The organism is Paenibacillus aestuarii (genome assembly GCF_027789125.1).
GTDB lineage: Bacteria > Bacillota > Bacilli > Paenibacillales > NBRC-103111 > Paenibacillus_E > Paenibacillus_E aestuarii.
In genome coordinates this window covers 297,118-311,291 of record NZ_JAQFVF010000027.1, presented here as the reverse complement: position 1 = coordinate 311,291, position 14,174 = coordinate 297,118, and the positions used below count along the sequence as shown (strand labels likewise).

15 protein-coding genes are annotated in these 14,174 nt (G+C 50.3%); 2 read left to right on the top strand and 13 right to left on the bottom strand.

Features of this window, described 5'->3' with window-relative positions; genetic code table 11:
• The first annotated feature begins 42 nt into the window (after window positions 1–42).
• Complete coding sequence (locus tag O9139_RS14025; RefSeq protein WP_270880101.1) at window positions 43–732, top strand: hypothetical protein; 690 nt, start codon at window positions 43–45, stop codon at window positions 730–732.
• A 49-nt stretch (window positions 733–781) separates the two neighbouring features.
• On the opposite strand, the gene O9139_RS14020 is transcribed toward O9139_RS14025, so the two are convergent.
• The 11 genes from O9139_RS14020 to O9139_RS13970 all read right to left on the bottom strand — a co-directional run bounded on the left by O9139_RS14020 (window position 782) and on the right by O9139_RS13970 (window position 11,582).
• Entirely contained in the window at window positions 782–1,567 is a 786-nt protein-coding gene (locus O9139_RS14020) for an ABC transporter permease (protein WP_270880100.1), read from the bottom strand.
• Window positions 1,568–1,585: 18 nt separating this feature from the next.
• Complete coding sequence (locus O9139_RS14015; RefSeq protein WP_270880099.1) at window positions 1,586–2,401, bottom strand: ABC transporter permease; 816 nt, start codon at window positions 2,399–2,401, stop codon at window positions 1,586–1,588.
• A complete protein-coding gene (locus tag O9139_RS14010) occupies window positions 2,398–3,411 on the bottom strand; it encodes an ABC transporter ATP-binding protein (protein WP_270880098.1) in 1,014 nt (337 codons plus the stop codon). The genes O9139_RS14015 and O9139_RS14010 overlap by 4 nt, the downstream gene beginning before the upstream one ends.
• Window positions 3,404–3,826, bottom strand: coding sequence for a DUF309 domain-containing protein (locus O9139_RS14005; RefSeq protein WP_270880097.1), 423 nt, complete (start codon window positions 3,824–3,826; stop codon window positions 3,404–3,406). Before O9139_RS14005 ends, O9139_RS14010 begins: the two co-directional genes overlap by 8 nt.
• A gap of 3 nt (window positions 3,827–3,829) precedes the next feature.
• Window positions 3,830–4,633, bottom strand: a complete 804-nt coding sequence (locus O9139_RS14000) for a GTP pyrophosphokinase (protein ID WP_270880096.1) — start codon at window positions 4,631–4,633, stop codon at window positions 3,830–3,832.
• 26 nt (window positions 4,634–4,659) lie between these two features.
• Window positions 4,660–5,757, bottom strand: a complete 1,098-nt coding sequence (locus tag O9139_RS13995) for a quinone-dependent dihydroorotate dehydrogenase (RefSeq protein WP_270880095.1) — start codon at window positions 5,755–5,757, stop codon at window positions 4,660–4,662.
• 140 nt (window positions 5,758–5,897) lie between these two features.
• Window positions 5,898–6,731, bottom strand: coding sequence for a PRD domain-containing protein (locus O9139_RS13990; RefSeq protein WP_270880094.1), 834 nt, complete (start codon window positions 6,729–6,731; stop codon window positions 5,898–5,900).
• 17 nt (window positions 6,732–6,748) lie between these two features.
• Window positions 6,749–8,200, bottom strand: a complete 1,452-nt coding sequence (locus tag O9139_RS13985; protein ID WP_270880093.1) for a PTS transporter subunit EIIC — start codon at window positions 8,198–8,200, stop codon at window positions 6,749–6,751.
• A gap of 136 nt (window positions 8,201–8,336) precedes the next feature.
• On the bottom strand, window positions 8,337–9,176 hold the full coding sequence (locus O9139_RS13980; protein WP_333742634.1) for a carbohydrate ABC transporter permease: 840 nt from the start codon (window positions 9,174–9,176) through the stop codon (window positions 8,337–8,339).
• A 40-nt stretch (window positions 9,177–9,216) separates the two neighbouring features.
• Window positions 9,217–10,122, bottom strand: a complete 906-nt coding sequence (locus O9139_RS13975) for a carbohydrate ABC transporter permease (protein WP_270880092.1) — start codon at window positions 10,120–10,122, stop codon at window positions 9,217–9,219.
• Between the two features lie 86 nt (window positions 10,123–10,208).
• Window positions 10,209–11,582: an ABC transporter substrate-binding protein gene (locus O9139_RS13970; protein ID WP_270880091.1), complete on the bottom strand. Its 1,374-nt coding sequence runs from the start codon at window positions 11,580–11,582 to the stop codon at window positions 10,209–10,211.
• A gap of 376 nt (window positions 11,583–11,958) precedes the next feature.
• On the opposite strand from O9139_RS13970, the gene O9139_RS13965 reads away from it, so the two are divergent.
• The gene (locus tag O9139_RS13965) at window positions 11,959–12,093 is read left to right on the top strand and encodes a hypothetical protein (RefSeq protein WP_270880090.1); all 135 of its coding nucleotides are present in this window, start codon (window positions 11,959–11,961) and stop codon (window positions 12,091–12,093) included.
• A gap of 324 nt (window positions 12,094–12,417) precedes the next feature.
• Here the strand turns inward: O9139_RS13965 and O9139_RS13960 are convergent, their stop codons facing one another.
• On the bottom strand, window positions 12,418–12,540 hold the full coding sequence (locus O9139_RS13960) for a hypothetical protein (protein WP_270880089.1): 123 nt from the start codon (window positions 12,538–12,540) through the stop codon (window positions 12,418–12,420).
• A gap of 5 nt (window positions 12,541–12,545) precedes the next feature.
• A complete protein-coding gene (locus tag O9139_RS13955) occupies window positions 12,546–13,946 on the bottom strand; it encodes a L,D-transpeptidase (RefSeq protein WP_408638363.1) in 1,401 nt (466 codons plus the stop codon).
• Between the last annotated feature and the right edge of the window lie 228 nt (window positions 13,947–14,174).

The following is a 14,174-nucleotide window of genomic DNA, read 5'->3' as shown; positions in this document are numbered from 1 at the left end:
GGTATAACAAATTGCGTGGAAAATACTAGGAGGTTGGTTATTATGAGGATACCAAAAGGTTTTTTGCGGTTTTCGGGCTGGGCATTGTTTATCGGCGGCATCATGGGAGCGGTCGGGCAGGTGATTCACGCAGGGGATGTGCCCGAATCCGTAGCTGCGATCCCTTCGTTTTTGCAGCAGGCCGTCAACATCCATGTTATGCTCGCTTTTTCGTCTACATTTATTTTGCTAGGCTTAGCCGGCTTTTTTCTTCGCCAATCGCAAGGATTGAGAACATGGGGCTGGGTCGGATTCCCGCTGCTGTTTATCGGAATGATGTTTGAAATTTTCCATGGACCGGTGCAAATTATCGCCTATCCGATTTTGTTTAACTCCATTCATGATGCGGCCGCCCTCAAAACGGTGTCCGATCAAATCAATAACATGAGCATTGACAAGTTCCCGCTTCAGTTGCTTGTTTTAATTCCGATTATTCCTTGTATTTTTATCGGTTTGTTATTGACCGGTCTCGCCACTTATCGCGCGCAAATTTTTCGAAAAAGCGTTGGCCTTGCCCCGCTGATCGTGCTTGCTATTTTAGTCATCGGCAAATTTATCCCGCTCCACATCTTCGACTACTCTTTCTCGCTTATCCATGTCGTCTTCGCGTATTTCGGCGCAACACTCGCCTTCGAAACATACCCTACGACCGCTTCCGCATCCACTTCTTCGCAGCGTAATTTCGAGGCTTAGCTGGTATGTGCAAAAAGAACCGTTCCACGTTAGTGGAACGGTTCTTCTTTTAACTGCTTGCGCTCGTATAGAAGCGCAGGGCGAACTTCCAGAACCAGCGCGACAGACCGAAGCAGATGACAGCCACCAATACGCTGCCTGCAGCCTGCCAGACCGTCAGTCTACCGATAAGCGCTGCCGCAGGCGTCGTCGTAATAAAGGCAATCGGAAACACATACGTCAGCGCAAACCGCAGCAATCCTTTATATACCGTCACAGGAAAGCGGGCTGTTTCAAAGAAAGAGCTGAACAGAAAAGACAGATTATCGACCTTCACCGCCCAGAAAGAGAAGATCATCATCCCCATCCATAACGCATACACCACAACCAAGGAAGCTGCAAAAACGATCAAAAACAGCAGCAATTGAGTGACTGTAGGCAGCCTATCCAGTTGGAACAACGCATACGCGACTAAGCCGAGGCCTAAGGCAACATCCGCCAGCCGCCAAAACACCAGATGCCTGAAGCTGATATAGAATTGACTGTCCACCGGTTTCGTCAGGACAAAGTCAAGCGTCCCTTTGCGGATATGCCCCACCAGTCTAGCCATATTCGGCTGCAGGAAAAACTCGATAAAGCCGTGAATGGCGTTAAAGATGCCGAGAAGCACCAAAACCTCGTAGAAATTCCAGCCGCCGATCTCCTGTGTGCGATAAAAATACAACTGGACCGTCAGCACAGCCATAGCCAGCCAAAATATCGTAGATAGCAAGTTCGCTGCAAAATTAGCGCGATATTCGAACTCTTCCACCAGGCAAGCTCGCAAAAATTCACGCAGCAGCCTCATATACTTCATCCGCGTTGCCCTCCTTTGTTAGCCGCCTACAGCACCGTACTTTTGCAGCCCTTGCTTCCATTCGAAGCGATAAATGACGCATAGCAGGAGCAGCCAGGCCAACTGTATGGCAAAGTTTTGCAGCACTACTTGGGACGCCGGCTCGAACCGCCCCGTCAACAGCTCCACCGGAAAACCGACCGTACTATAAAAAGGCAGCCACATCGCCACTTTCTCCACCCAAGCCGGAAACATGCTCAGCGGGGCAAGACGCCCGGCCAAAAACAAATGAATGCCCTCGTACAAGCCATAAATCGCCGTAGCGCGATTCGTCCAGAAGGCAAGTAAGCCGAAGTTAAACCCAATGATAAACCGCAGCGCGGATGACAGCACGATAGCTAGCAGCGCCAACACGTACATCATGGGGGAAATATCCAGTCTCAGTAATGGAAAAAAGTACGCGAGAACAGCCCATACCGGGATTAGCGACAGGGCAAAAAAAGCTTTATACACGAGGTTTTGCGAGATGCTCCAGTGGATGGGATGGAATGGCCGCACGAGCTTGGCCGACAAGGAGCCATCCTGAATGCTGGCGTCCAAATCCCACACGTCCCACGTGCTGGTCAGGCGATCGACGAGCAGAACGCCAAGAAAATAGATGACGTAAGCATGCGCGTCAAATCCGTCAACCTCATTGCCATCGCTGATGGAGAGCCAGACCGCCATGCTGACAAGCGGTTGGATGAACGCTCCGGCCATCCAGATGAAAGACTCGCTTCGGTAGGCAAGCATAACGGCCCATTCAATCCGCAGCAGGACGAGGTATTTGTGCCAAAACTGCCGCATTGCTTTCATGACGACAGCGCTCCCTTCCCTGTGCCGCTCTCCTTTGCTTCAAAGGCTTGAGCGATGACCGATTCCATCGTCGGATCTTCAATTGTCAAATCGAGCACGGACAGATGGGTCAGCAGCTTAGCCGACAGCTCGGACACCTGCTCGCGCGGCACCTCCAGCTCCACATTCGGGAATGCGAAGTCCACAACACGGCCAAGTGAGCCTACCGCTTGCTGGAGCACCGAGGATTCGACTCGCTCAGCAAGCTGCAGCTGAATGCGCTTATTCGGCGCGTAGGTGTCGATGAGCTGGGAGATCGCGCCGTCATAGAGCAGCCGGCCCTTGCCGATGACCAGCACCCGCTCGCACAGGGCGGTCACATCCGCCATATAGTGACTGGTCAGCAAAATCGTCGCTTTGTATTTGCTATTGTAATCCTGAATGAAGCGGCGCATCACTTCCTGCATATTGACATCCAGCCCGATCGTCGGCTCGTCGAGAAACACGATGCGCGGGCGGTGCAGCAGCGCTGCCGCCAATTCGCATTTCATGCGCTCCCCCAGGGAAAGCTGGCGGACCGGTTTGCGAATAACGTCCTCCAGTTCGAGCAAGCGAACGAGATCGCTCAATGTTTCCTGATACTCTTCATCCGGAATTTCATAGATCACTTTATTGACGAGAAAAGTTTCCGAGGCAGGCACATCCCAGATCAGCTGGCTCTTCTGCCCCATGACGAGGCTGATGTTCATCTTGAATTGCTTTTTATGCTGCGAAGGAATAAAACCGCTGACTCTCACTTCGCCCCCGGAAGGGTGCAGCAGGCCTGTCAGCACTTTCATCGTCGTCGTTTTGCCGGCTCCGTTCGGCCCCAGGAAAGCGACGATCTGCCCTTCGGGAATGTAAAAGGACACATCATCCACCGCTCTCACGATGCGGAACTTACGGTTGAATAGGCTGCGCAGCGAAGCCCAGAACCCCGGCTCACGCTCATGCACCCGGTAATGTTTGCTCAGTTGCCGAACTTCAATCATGGTCGTGATCACCCTCCGGCGGATTCAGTTTCATTTCGTCCACGAGCGTCTGCAGATCGGGATCGAGTATGCGGATATCCAAATCATAAGGGGCAAACATCTCCTGCTGGATGCCATGCAGCTGCAGCAAATATTTGGCACTGTCGTCACGCAGTTGGGCGAGATCGATGCCAAGCGCATCTGCAGGGTAATTGGACAATTTATCCAATCCCGCACTAAATAATTTTATGGAACCGCTTACGTTTCCATTCGCATGATGATAAAGGCCTACTGCAACCTGCAGCAGACCTTGATATAGCGGGCTTCGGCCTTCCTCCAGCCAAAGCTCCTCCATCACTTCATGACACTCAAAATAATCTCGCATTTCATTGAAATAATACAAATATGCCACGTACAAGCGGTCATAAGTATTCATAGCTTAGGGCTGGTCTCCTTTTTTCGCTCTGGAAATCGCCGTCTCAATTTCATTCAACAGCTCAGTTAGAGCCCAGGTGTCTTCAGCTTCCCAGATTTCATTAAAACGCAGTTGGAACTGGGCCGCTTCCCGGACACGATGATAGAAGTAAAGTCCTTGTATGCTGTTCAACACCCGATTCACCAGATTCGAGTTATCCTCGAACATTTTTTGCGCTTCGACAATCTCCCCGCGAATATTCGACATTTCCTGATCGAGGATGTACGCAGCTTCTGCAGCCCTGCTAAGCCGTATCCGCACGTCCTCAGGCAGTTTCTCTTTATATTTATAATTTAAGGAATGCTCAATCGTCGCCCAAAAATTCATGGCCAGCGTACGGATTTGAATTTCAGCTAAAATGCGCTTCATGCCCAAGGCCGTTTGCACCGGATATTCAATAATAATATGAAAGCTGCGGTAGCCGCTTGGCTTTTTATTCGTAATATAATCTTTCTCATAGACAATGCTCATATCTTGTCTAGCTCGGACCGATTCAGCCAGTCGCACAATATCTTCCTCGAATTGGCACATGATGCGAATGCCGGCGATATCCTCAATGCCCGATTCCAGCTGATCCATCGGAACGTTAAGCCGCTTGGCTTTATCCAACACGCTGGAAATCTTCTTCACACGTCCCGTAACAAATTCAATGGGGGAATATTCGTCCCTCGCTTTGAGTTCGCCGCGAAGCGTCTTAAATTTCACTTTCAATTCTTCCACTGCTTGCTCATAAGGCAGAAGAAACTTTTTCCAGTCTCGTCCATCCATCTATTTGTCCTCCATTCCAAATGAAGTCACTTCTGATCTGCGCCGATTGCCTGGGAAATATGTGTAAAGCCATCCCGCTTAAGTAATTGTTGAAGCCCTTCATTCAAACGACGGAGAAGCTCAGGCCCTTCGTAGATGAGCGCCGAGTACACCTCAACCAGACTCGCGCCGGCCCTGATTTTATCGTAAGCATCCTGCGCGGTGAAGATCCCGCCCGATCCGATGATCGGCAGCTTTCCTTCCGTCAGTTGATAAATGCGACGAATTACTTCTGTCGACCGCTTCGTTAACGGCTTGCCGCTAAGGCCGCCTGCTTGATCTTTATTCGGATGACGAAGGCCAGCACGACTTAACGTCGTATTCGTGGCAATGATGCCCGATACGCCGCTTTCCTTGATCGTTCTGGCTGTCATTTCCAGCTCTTCATCCGTCAGATCCGGTGCGATCTTCACCAGGACTGGTTTACCCGGATGGCGATGCTTTTCCATTTGAATCTGCATCTCATCCATTACCGCATCCAGTAATCTGCACAAATCATTCCCATGCTGTAAATTACGCAAATCCGGCGTATTTGGTGAGCTGATATTCACCACGAAGAAGTCCCCATAAGTATACAAAGCTTGAATACATGCGCGATAATCCTCTTCCGCCTGCTCATTCGGCGTCACTTTATTTTTCCCGATGTTGATGGCCACAGGAATGTCCCGCTTGCCGCTCTTCTGCAGATTGCGGGCCATTTCGGCCACACCGACATTGTTGAAGCCCATGCGGTTGATCAGCGCCTCGTCCACCGGTAAGCGGAACAAACGCGGCTGCTCATTGCCGGCTTGCGGCTTCGGCGTAATCGTGCCGACTTCCATAAAACCAAATCCCAGCTGCGAAAATCCTGGTACCGCCTTGGCGTTCTTATCTAAACCGGCAGCAAGTCCGATTGGATTCGTGAATTCGATTTCCCATAATTGCTGCGCCATCATCGGCGAATAGGGAACGCCATACATCGATTTCAGGAGCTGCTTCCCTCCGGGAACAGCACCTACTGTGCTCAGTCCGTCAATCGTAAGATGATGCGCTTTCTCTGGGTCCATCTTGAACAAGACGGGTTTTGCTAACTTCTTATACAGCATGTCCATGCACTCCGTTCTCTAAAGACTCTAACAGACAGTTTAGCTGACAATGTCTAATTATGCAATCGCAGCAGCCAACTTCAAATGAAAAATCCCCGCATCCATAAGGCCGCAAGGGATTGAGAAAAGAATATGAGCTATTAGGCTTCCGATCGCTGCAGCAAACGCTCCAGATGCATCGTCAAGTATCCAGCTTCATCATCAGGCACTTCCATTTGCAGCGAATCGGTCAGCAGCAGCGAAAGAACTTTCGCTTTGACGTAGGTGTCTCCGTACTCCTCTTTGATTTTGGCAAGCAGCGTGTTTTGCAGCGTCTTCTTGTGCTTCACCCGTTCGATTAACCCCTTCAAATGACTGATGAAGCGCAGTGTTGAAAAGGAATCATCAAAGTTAAAGCCAAGTTCCTTCGCCGCTTCAATCGTCTGCGACACGACCCTGACGACAGCCAAGGAGTCGGAGGCTTGCTCTTTCTTTCTCGCACCGTTGAAGTGCATCGCCAGATAAGCGACTTCGTCTTCGGGAAGCTTCACGTCCAGATGCTCGTTGAGGAAATCAACCGACTTCTTGGCAACTTTGTACTCCTCCGGATACATGTACTGAATTTCATAGGCGAATGGGTTCGTGATGAAAATGCCGCGCTTTTGCCTTTCCACCGCAAAATTAATATGATCGACCAGCGATGCGTGAATCGTCTCGGAGAAGGCGCCTTCCAGCATGCTTTGCGCATAGGCGATAACTTCCTCGGTGATGCCGATAATTTTCACATCAACTGCATTTAAGATTTGCTCGTAATTTTTAAGCACCTCGGACGTATGCAGTAAAAATTCCTGTGTGACATCAATCTCGGCGATAGCCATGCCTGGCGTTTTTTTGAAGCCGATGCCTTTGCCGAAAGCGATAGAATTTTTACCTGTTGAGAGATGCGCCATCACTACATTATGCGATAGCACATGCACAATAGTCCGTACAATCATAAGACACCTCCGAGATCTTAGGCCTGTCCTGATTTCTGTTTGTAAGCCTGAAGCAATGGCCGTATGCTTTCGCGAATTTGTTCGGATTCCGTTCCGAAGACAATATGGACGTTGCCTTTGCCCAGCCTGATCACGCCGATGGCGCCGAGCTGCTTCAGCTCGTTATCGATGATTTGCTGATCCTCTTTGACCAGCAGCCGAAGCCGTGTAATGCATGCATCAACAGAGATAATATTCGAAGGTCCGCCGATTTGCTGGAGAATATTCAAGATCCGCAGTTCCTTGGTATCTTCGGTGGGGACCCGCTCTTCCGCCTGTTCCTGATCCTGCGCCTCTTCACGGCCGGGAAGCTTCATTGGGAAGAAGTGCAAATAGGCGCGAAATGTAAAGTAATATAGGAAGAAATAGCCGAAACCAACAACTATCACCCATAATGGTTTGGTGGATATATTCCAATTAAGTACGAAATCGATGAAGCCCGCCGAGAAGCCAAACCCCATCTTCACATGCAAAATTTCCATTATTATCATAGAAATCCCAGTGAGGAAGGCGTGAATGACATAAAGCCCCGGGGCCACGAACATAAAGGCAAATTCAATAGGCTCCGTAATCCCTGTCAGAAAGCTGGTCAAGCTGGCACTGAGCATCAGTGGTACAAAAATGGGCCGATTCGCTAGGGAAGCACCACGGATCATTGCAAACGCTGCAGCCGGCAAGCCGAACATGAATACCGGATAAAATCCTGTCGTAAACATCCCCGCATCCGGATCTCCGGCAAAAAATCTCGAAATATCCCCATGGAATACTTTGCCAGTTGGTGTGACGTAATCGCCGATCTGGAACCACGCGATATTATTAATGATATGATGAAGTCCGGTAGGAATGAGCAGCCGGTTCATAAATCCGTAGATGAATACGCCGGCATTGCCATTCTCCACGATCCACAGACCGATCGAGCTGATCCCCTTCTGCACAGGGGGCCAGATCAACCCCATAACAGCGCCAAGCAGCACCATTGCCAAGGCTGTAATCAAGGGAACAAATCGCTTGCCGCCAAAAAAACCTAGCGATTTCGGCAGCTGCACATGTTGGAACCGCTCGAAAAATGTGGCGGACAGCATGCCGACCAGCATCCCGCCGAGCACCCCCATATCCAGCTGGTCCGCCGCATCCGTCCCTGCCTGGAAATGCTTCAGGACGTTGTCGAAGACCAGATATCCGACCGTCGCCGCGAGTGCGGCAATGCCGTCGCCCGAGGTCAGTCCGATGGCGATGCCGACTGCGAAGATCAACGGCAAGTGATCAAAAATCGCGCTGCCGCCAGATTCAAAAATCTGCGCTAACTGGATGAGCAGCGGGTCGTCGAATTTCATTTTACCAATGCGCAAAAGGATTGATGCTGCCGGCAGCACCGCGATAGGAATCATTAAGGAACGTCCGATTTTCTGCAGAATATACATTAATTTCATCTAAGTTCACCTAGTTATGCTCACAAGTTTGGCCGAATCTTGTTTGCCTCTGTTTATCACCAATTATAGTAGAAAGAACACCTTCCCGAAAGGATAAAATCCTCTAGGATAAGGTGTTTTTTCTCGAAAAACAAGCTTATTTTACAGCCCCTGCTGTAATACCGCTCGCAATCTGCCGCTGGAAAACAATGTAGATCACCAGCGTAGGCAGCGTCGTGATGAGCAGTCCCGCGAACAGTGGTCCCCACTCGACGCGATACTGCATCTCCGCTTGCATCACCGCAAGTCCGATCGGCAGCGTGTATTTGGTAGGTTCATTCGTGAGAACGACCCCGAGAAAGTACTCATTCCAGTTATTCAGCATATTTGTGATCATCACTGTGATCAGCCCCGGCTGCGATAAAGGCAGCATCACCCGAAAAAACGTTCCGTAATGCGAGGTGCCGTCGATGATCGCCGCCTCTTCGATTTCTTTTGGCAGAGACTTATAGAAGCCGACCAGGAGGAAGATCCCGAATGGCAGGTTCAGCGCCGCATAGACGAGAATCAAGCCCAGCCACGTGTTCACCAGTTGCAGATCGTTCAGCAAGAAAAATAATGGGATTAAGGCGAGCGCGAACGGAATCATCATCGAAGCGACGTAGATGGTGAACAGCACATTGCTGCCTTTGAACTCGTATCTGGCGAGAATGTAGGCCGTCATCGCAGACAAAATCATCCCTAAGAGCGTACTGCCGACCGTCACGACAATGGAATTTAAAAAGTAGGTGCTAAAATTGTACTTGGTCCAGACATAGCTAAAGTTTGACCACAGTAGCGGAAACTTCGGCAGCGCCCATGGCATATTCAGGAAAAACTGCTCATTATTTTTCAAAGCGTCGAGCAGTGTCCACAAGAGCGGATAAATAACGGCAATACCCCATATCAGAAGTACGACCCAGATGATGAGCTTGGCTAACGGATTTTTAATCGCCATATGTATGGTCTCCTTCCCCGTATCCTGTTCGTTGACGGCATTAATGCATTTCGATCGTTTCCTGACGCATGATCCGCTGCAGAATAAGCGTCGTAATCAGGGAAATGATCAGGATCGCCACGCCGATGGCGGCTCCGTAGCCGAAGTGATACTGTTGAAAGGCCATCCGATACAGATAAGATCCCATAACATGCGTGGTATTGTCGGGCTGCCCGCCATTGGTCATCAACTGCACAATAACGAACGATCCGTTCAATGTCGTGATAACGATATTAATAATTGAAACTTTAATTTGCTCCCAGATGAGCGGCATGGTGATGTTGCGGAATTGCGACCATTGACCCGCTCCGTCTATATTAGCTGCTTCATAATAAGAAGCAGGAATATTCACGATTGCGGCAATCATCAGGATCATATAAAAACCGATACCTGCCCAAATGGTAGGCGGCAAAAGCATCCAAATCGTATGTTTGGGAAAGCCCAGCCAAGTAATGTCTACTTTACTTCCCGTGAAGAGCGCTAAGAACGCGTTCAGAAAGCCGATTTGCGGGTTATAAATGAAGTTCCAAAGCACGCCGATAACGACGACGGAGATGACATTCGGGATAAAGAAAATCGCTCGAAAAAATCCGGCGCTGCGTAATCTAAACCGGGTTAACGCTACGGCGAAAAATGTCGCCAACAGCATGATCCCAATGACTTTGCCGACAACGAGAAAATAATCATTGCCAATGGCTGTCCAAATAATAGGGTCATTGAACATGTCTTTAAAGTTGTCAAAACCGATAAACTTACTGTTTTCTGACATCCCCGACCAATCATACAACGATTTTTGGAGTGCCTGTATGACAGGGTATACTGTAAACAAGCAGAAGAACAAAAATGTCGGAATGATGAACGAAGCAATGAACAGGTTTCTGCTCAACTTTTTTGAGCTAGTCTTCATTCTCTCTTCACCGTCCTATCAGTAAAATTGCGGAGAACAAGTAAGGCGGGCAGCCTCACTTATCCTCCGCGCTGTCTCTCTAAGATTTACTTCTTCTGCTTAGCTACAACGTCAGATACACGTTTAACCCACTCTTGCGGTGTAATCGTGCCGATCGTGAGCGCGACGGTAGCATCTTGCATCGCTTTATCCACGTCTGCAGCGAAGGAAACCGTTGGAACGACTACTGTGTCGCTGGAGGACAGGTATTTCGCAGCATCCTTAACGAAGTTAGGCGCTTTGGAAGAGCTGATGTCACCTTTGATGTTGGAAGGCGCACCGCTCAGCTCAGCCCATTGACCAGCTTGCGCTTTAGCAAATACGAATTGCATAAACGCTTTCGCTGCATCTTTGTTCTTCGCTTTTTTCGCGATAGCGAATGTTGCTGTAGATGTGTTAGCTACCACTTTGCCGCCTTTATCTTGCGTAATGGATGGAATGAAGCCGAAATCGAAGCCTTGTGGAACGTCTTTCGCCATTTCGTTCGGCAGCCACAGTCCGTTCGGGATGAAGGCGTCTTTATGCTGCAGGAACAAGGATTGGGAATCCGTGTGGTTGATTTGTACGGATGCTTTATCAATGAATCCCTTGTCGCGCATTTGCACGATTTTGTCCAAGCCTTTCAGAATAGCCGGGTTCTTCCAAGCTTCCGGGTTATTGTTTGCCATATCTTGCAGCAGCTTGTAATCGTTATTGTTCGCCGACACGATCGCTGGGAACAGGAACGCGCCGTTGATGTAGTAAGGGTATTTACCAGTATGGATAAATGGATTAATGCCGGCAGCTTTGATCGCTTCGCTCTGTTTCATGAAGTCTTCAAAATCTTTCGGCTCCGCCCAGCCTTTGTCTTTGAACAGGGCTTTATCGTAGAAGATACCCCATGAGTTCAAGACGAAAGGAATGTTATAGATTTTGCCATCATATTGCGGCGGCTGTTGAGCGAGCAAATCGGAGATTTTGTCACCGTCGACGTTTTTCGCATCTTTGTACCATTCAGTCAAATCTTCAAGCAAGCCGTCTGTAACCATTTGACGGTCGAACAGCTCAGGACCATCGATATATACGAAATCAGGTGGGTTACCAGCGATCCAACGGGGTTTCATTTGTTCGTTGATTTTTGGTCCCGCACTTTCTTTAATTTTCAAATCTGGGTTTGCTGCCTGGAAGTCAGCAATAACTTTTTTCCACCATTTGTCGCCGTAACCGCCGACAAAGTATTGAATTTCGAAATCACCCGTTAATTTTTTTGCAGCAGCAGCGGTAGGAGCCGCAGAAGCAGCAGCCGTAGCCGCAGCTGTAGGCGCTGTCGAAGCAGCCGGTTTAGTAGTTTCAGATGCTGGCGCAGCTGTTTTGCCGCAGCCGGCAGCTACGAGAACCATCGATGCAGCCAAGCCCATTGTAGACCATTTTTTCATATTCATGTGTCCATCTTCTCCCTTTTTTTAATAAATTCTGGTGGAACCTTTTCTCTTTCTAGGGTTACTAAGCTTAAGCCATGTCGATCAAATCCGCGTGCGACCAACCCCTTTCAAGCAGGATCAATGGGAAAATAAAAAAGGGCATAGTTATAGAAGATATAAAGCGCTCTTCAATAACTAATGCCCTTGCGGTAACATGTTATTAAAACTGACATATTAAATTGTTTTATTTCACTTGTGTGATTAAATATTACAATAAAATGACATGGTCGTCAACCTATGATTTTTCGCATCCGCATAAATATTCATATTCAATGATTGGTTCTAGTTATGATAAGATAGAGGCATAAGCCCAATTTATCAGGAAGTAGGCGATCCCATGCCCAAACGCAAACCCGTTGTAGCGACACGTAAACCGAAAGATGAAGTCAACAAAAAAGCGATCATCTGGACTGCTTCTGTCATGTTACTTATCATCATTGTGATGAGCATACTGCTCGTTTTAAACAAATAACTTCGAATAAAACGATCAAATCCTTCACAAAGAAAATTGTAATCGCTTTCTATTTTGTTGTCAAGGCTCCTTTTGCTGGAGCCTTTTGTTGTTTAACCTTAGCTTGCGGGCCTCAGCCCGTTCGTTCTTCGAGATGTGCAGGTCAGTCGTATTAGTCAGCTGCGCCTCACTAGGCGAAATCTCTGCAGTCAGGTTTTGCACAATTGGAAGCAGCTTATATTGCGATAAAGGCGCTGCAGTCCGATTCTGCCTGCTTGGAGAGCTGAAATTGAGCGTTGACGGGCGATAAGCAGGTTGTAGTTCGGCAAAATCGAGCTACAGCTGCTACGCCTTGCCGCCGATCTGCTCCAATTCGGCAAAGTCGGACTGCAGCCGCTCCGACCTATCACCGCCTGCTGAGCGCCCCTTCTTACGGTAAAACCGCTCAGGCTGCCATCCACGCCGCATCCACCTTAATCCAACCACTTGTAAACTTTGTTCGGGTTGCTGTCGGTCGTTTGCAGCGGAAGCTTAAAGGCCTGCGCCGGATTCCCCCGCCCGGCACCGCTGCCATCCCCGTCACCTTCCGGCGCATCCGGCACAATCCCTTTGCCGATCGTCACCTTCGTTTGCGCCGGAACCATGTCATACAGCTCCTCGACGTCCGCCTGTTTCATCCGAATGCAGCCATGCGACTCATCTTTGCCAATGCTCGACGGCTTGTTCGTGCCGTGAATCGCATACAGCGTATCGGAGAGCGTCATGCCGCGGCTGCCAAACTCCCCATTGGACTTACCATTGGGATTCCGCACTTTCTCGCTGATCACAAAATCGCCCTCCGGCGTCTTCTCCCCGCCTAATCCGACAGGGTAGCTGCGGATGAGGAAGTTGCCGCTCACGAGCGCCAAGCGATGCTTGTCGGTATCGACAAGGATGCGCAGCGGCTCCGACAAAGGAGCGGCGCTCGCCCGGCCCTGGGCAGCTGCTGCTGCCTCAGCCCCAGCCGCTGCGCCAGGCTCAGCCGCAGGCGGCTGCGCGGCCTGCTCGGCGCCCCGCGCCGGTCCGCCAGCCTGCGCCACCTTCAGCGCTTGCGGAAACATCGCCTGCATGGCCGGCGTCAACCCGGGCAACAAGTTGTCCGGGTAGGCCTGGGCCAGCTGCTCCGGCTGCTGCGGCAGCGTTCCGCTCTTCTGCCGGTACGCCGCAATGGCGCTCTGCAGGACCGCCGCCTGCTCGCGCTCCTGCACCCAGCTCTCGACGGCCGGCAGCAGCGGCGCACTGTCCGCAGCCTGGCAGCCGCACAGCTGGGCATTGTAATAGCTGAGCGTTGCCGCCGACGCATCGCTGCCACCACGTGCGATGGAGAGCAGCGGCCTCACCGCCTTATTCCACTCCTCCCAAGCGCCGTCAGCGCTCTTGGGAGCCTGCAGGATAACCGCCTCACCTGCCGCTTCATGCGGAGCCGTGAGAATGCGCTGCAGCAGTGTTCCCCACGCCCCTTCCGGATAATATAGCTTAAGCTTGGCTGCATCCTCTTGAAGCGGCAGAGCGCTTGAAGCCACTGCGCCAACTGCATTCGCCGGCTCCGAAGGCGTCCCTCCCCTCGGCGAGTGTTTGTCACTCGCCGGGACGATGGGGCCCAGCAGAAGGAACGGCAGCAGCATTGCCAGCAAAGCCACCCGCTTGCCTCTGCGCCCAAATTTGCCGCGCCCGGCCCGCGCCGCCTTCTCTATTGCGGGAGAATCCGGTCCCTCCACGACAATTTTTTGCTTCTCGAAAGCTTCGTAAATTTCTCCTGACTGCGCAAAACAATATGCCGCTTTGCCCTCTTTGCCCTGTGCCGCATACTCTCGGCCCAAGAGGTACCAAGCCATTTTATGATCAGGATGCTCTTTCACGTAGCGTTTTAAATACAAGGGATCTTCGACTGGATTATGCTGGAAAAATCGCTCCAACTGGTCTTCATATCGGTTCTTTTTCAACCAGCACGCCTCCTTAAATGGATCTTCTCCCCGTATTATCGGCTAAATTTACCACGAAATGAAGGCACAAAAAAGCTGCCCCCAAAGGTAGTCCTTCCTACCTAGAAGCAGCTTTTGCAA

Coding starts and splice junctions, on each gene's coding strand:
- O9139_RS13955 (WP_408638363.1), bottom strand. CDS start 13,946: ATGGCTTGGTACCTCTTGGGCCGAGAGTATGCGGCACAGGGCAAAGAG.
- O9139_RS14000 (WP_270880096.1), bottom strand. CDS start 4,633: ATGGATGGACGAGACTGGAAAAAGTTTCTTCTGCCTTATGAGCAAGCA.
- O9139_RS14010 (WP_270880098.1), bottom strand. CDS start 3,411: ATGATTGAAGTTCGGCAACTGAGCAAACATTACCGGGTGCATGAGCGT.
- O9139_RS14005 (WP_270880097.1), bottom strand. CDS start 3,826: ATGAATACTTATGACCGCTTGTACGTGGCATATTTGTATTATTTCAAT.
- O9139_RS13985 (WP_270880093.1), bottom strand. CDS start 8,200: ATGAAATTAATGTATATTCTGCAGAAAATCGGACGTTCCTTAATGATT.
- O9139_RS14015 (WP_270880099.1), bottom strand. CDS start 2,401: ATGAAAGCAATGCGGCAGTTTTGGCACAAATACCTCGTCCTGCTGCGG.
- O9139_RS14020 (WP_270880100.1), bottom strand. CDS start 1,567: ATGAAGTATATGAGGCTGCTGCGTGAATTTTTGCGAGCTTGCCTGGTG.
- O9139_RS14025 (WP_270880101.1), top strand. CDS start 43: ATGAGGATACCAAAAGGTTTTTTGCGGTTTTCGGGCTGGGCATTGTTT.
- O9139_RS13960 (WP_270880089.1), bottom strand. CDS start 12,540: ATGCGGCGTGGATGGCAGCCTGAGCGGTTTTACCGTAAGAAGGGGCGC.
- O9139_RS13995 (WP_270880095.1), bottom strand. CDS start 5,757: ATGCTGTATAAGAAGTTAGCAAAACCCGTCTTGTTCAAGATGGACCCA.
- O9139_RS13965 (WP_270880090.1), top strand. CDS start 11,959: ATGCCCAAACGCAAACCCGTTGTAGCGACACGTAAACCGAAAGATGAA.
- O9139_RS13975 (WP_270880092.1), bottom strand. CDS start 10,122: ATGAAGACTAGCTCAAAAAAGTTGAGCAGAAACCTGTTCATTGCTTCG.
- O9139_RS13990 (WP_270880094.1), bottom strand. CDS start 6,731: ATGATTGTACGGACTATTGTGCATGTGCTATCGCATAATGTAGTGATG.
- O9139_RS13980 (WP_333742634.1), bottom strand. CDS start 9,176: ATGGCGATTAAAAATCCGTTAGCCAAGCTCATCATCTGGGTCGTACTT.
- O9139_RS13970 (WP_270880091.1), bottom strand. CDS start 11,582: ATGAATATGAAAAAATGGTCTACAATGGGCTTGGCTGCATCGATGGTT.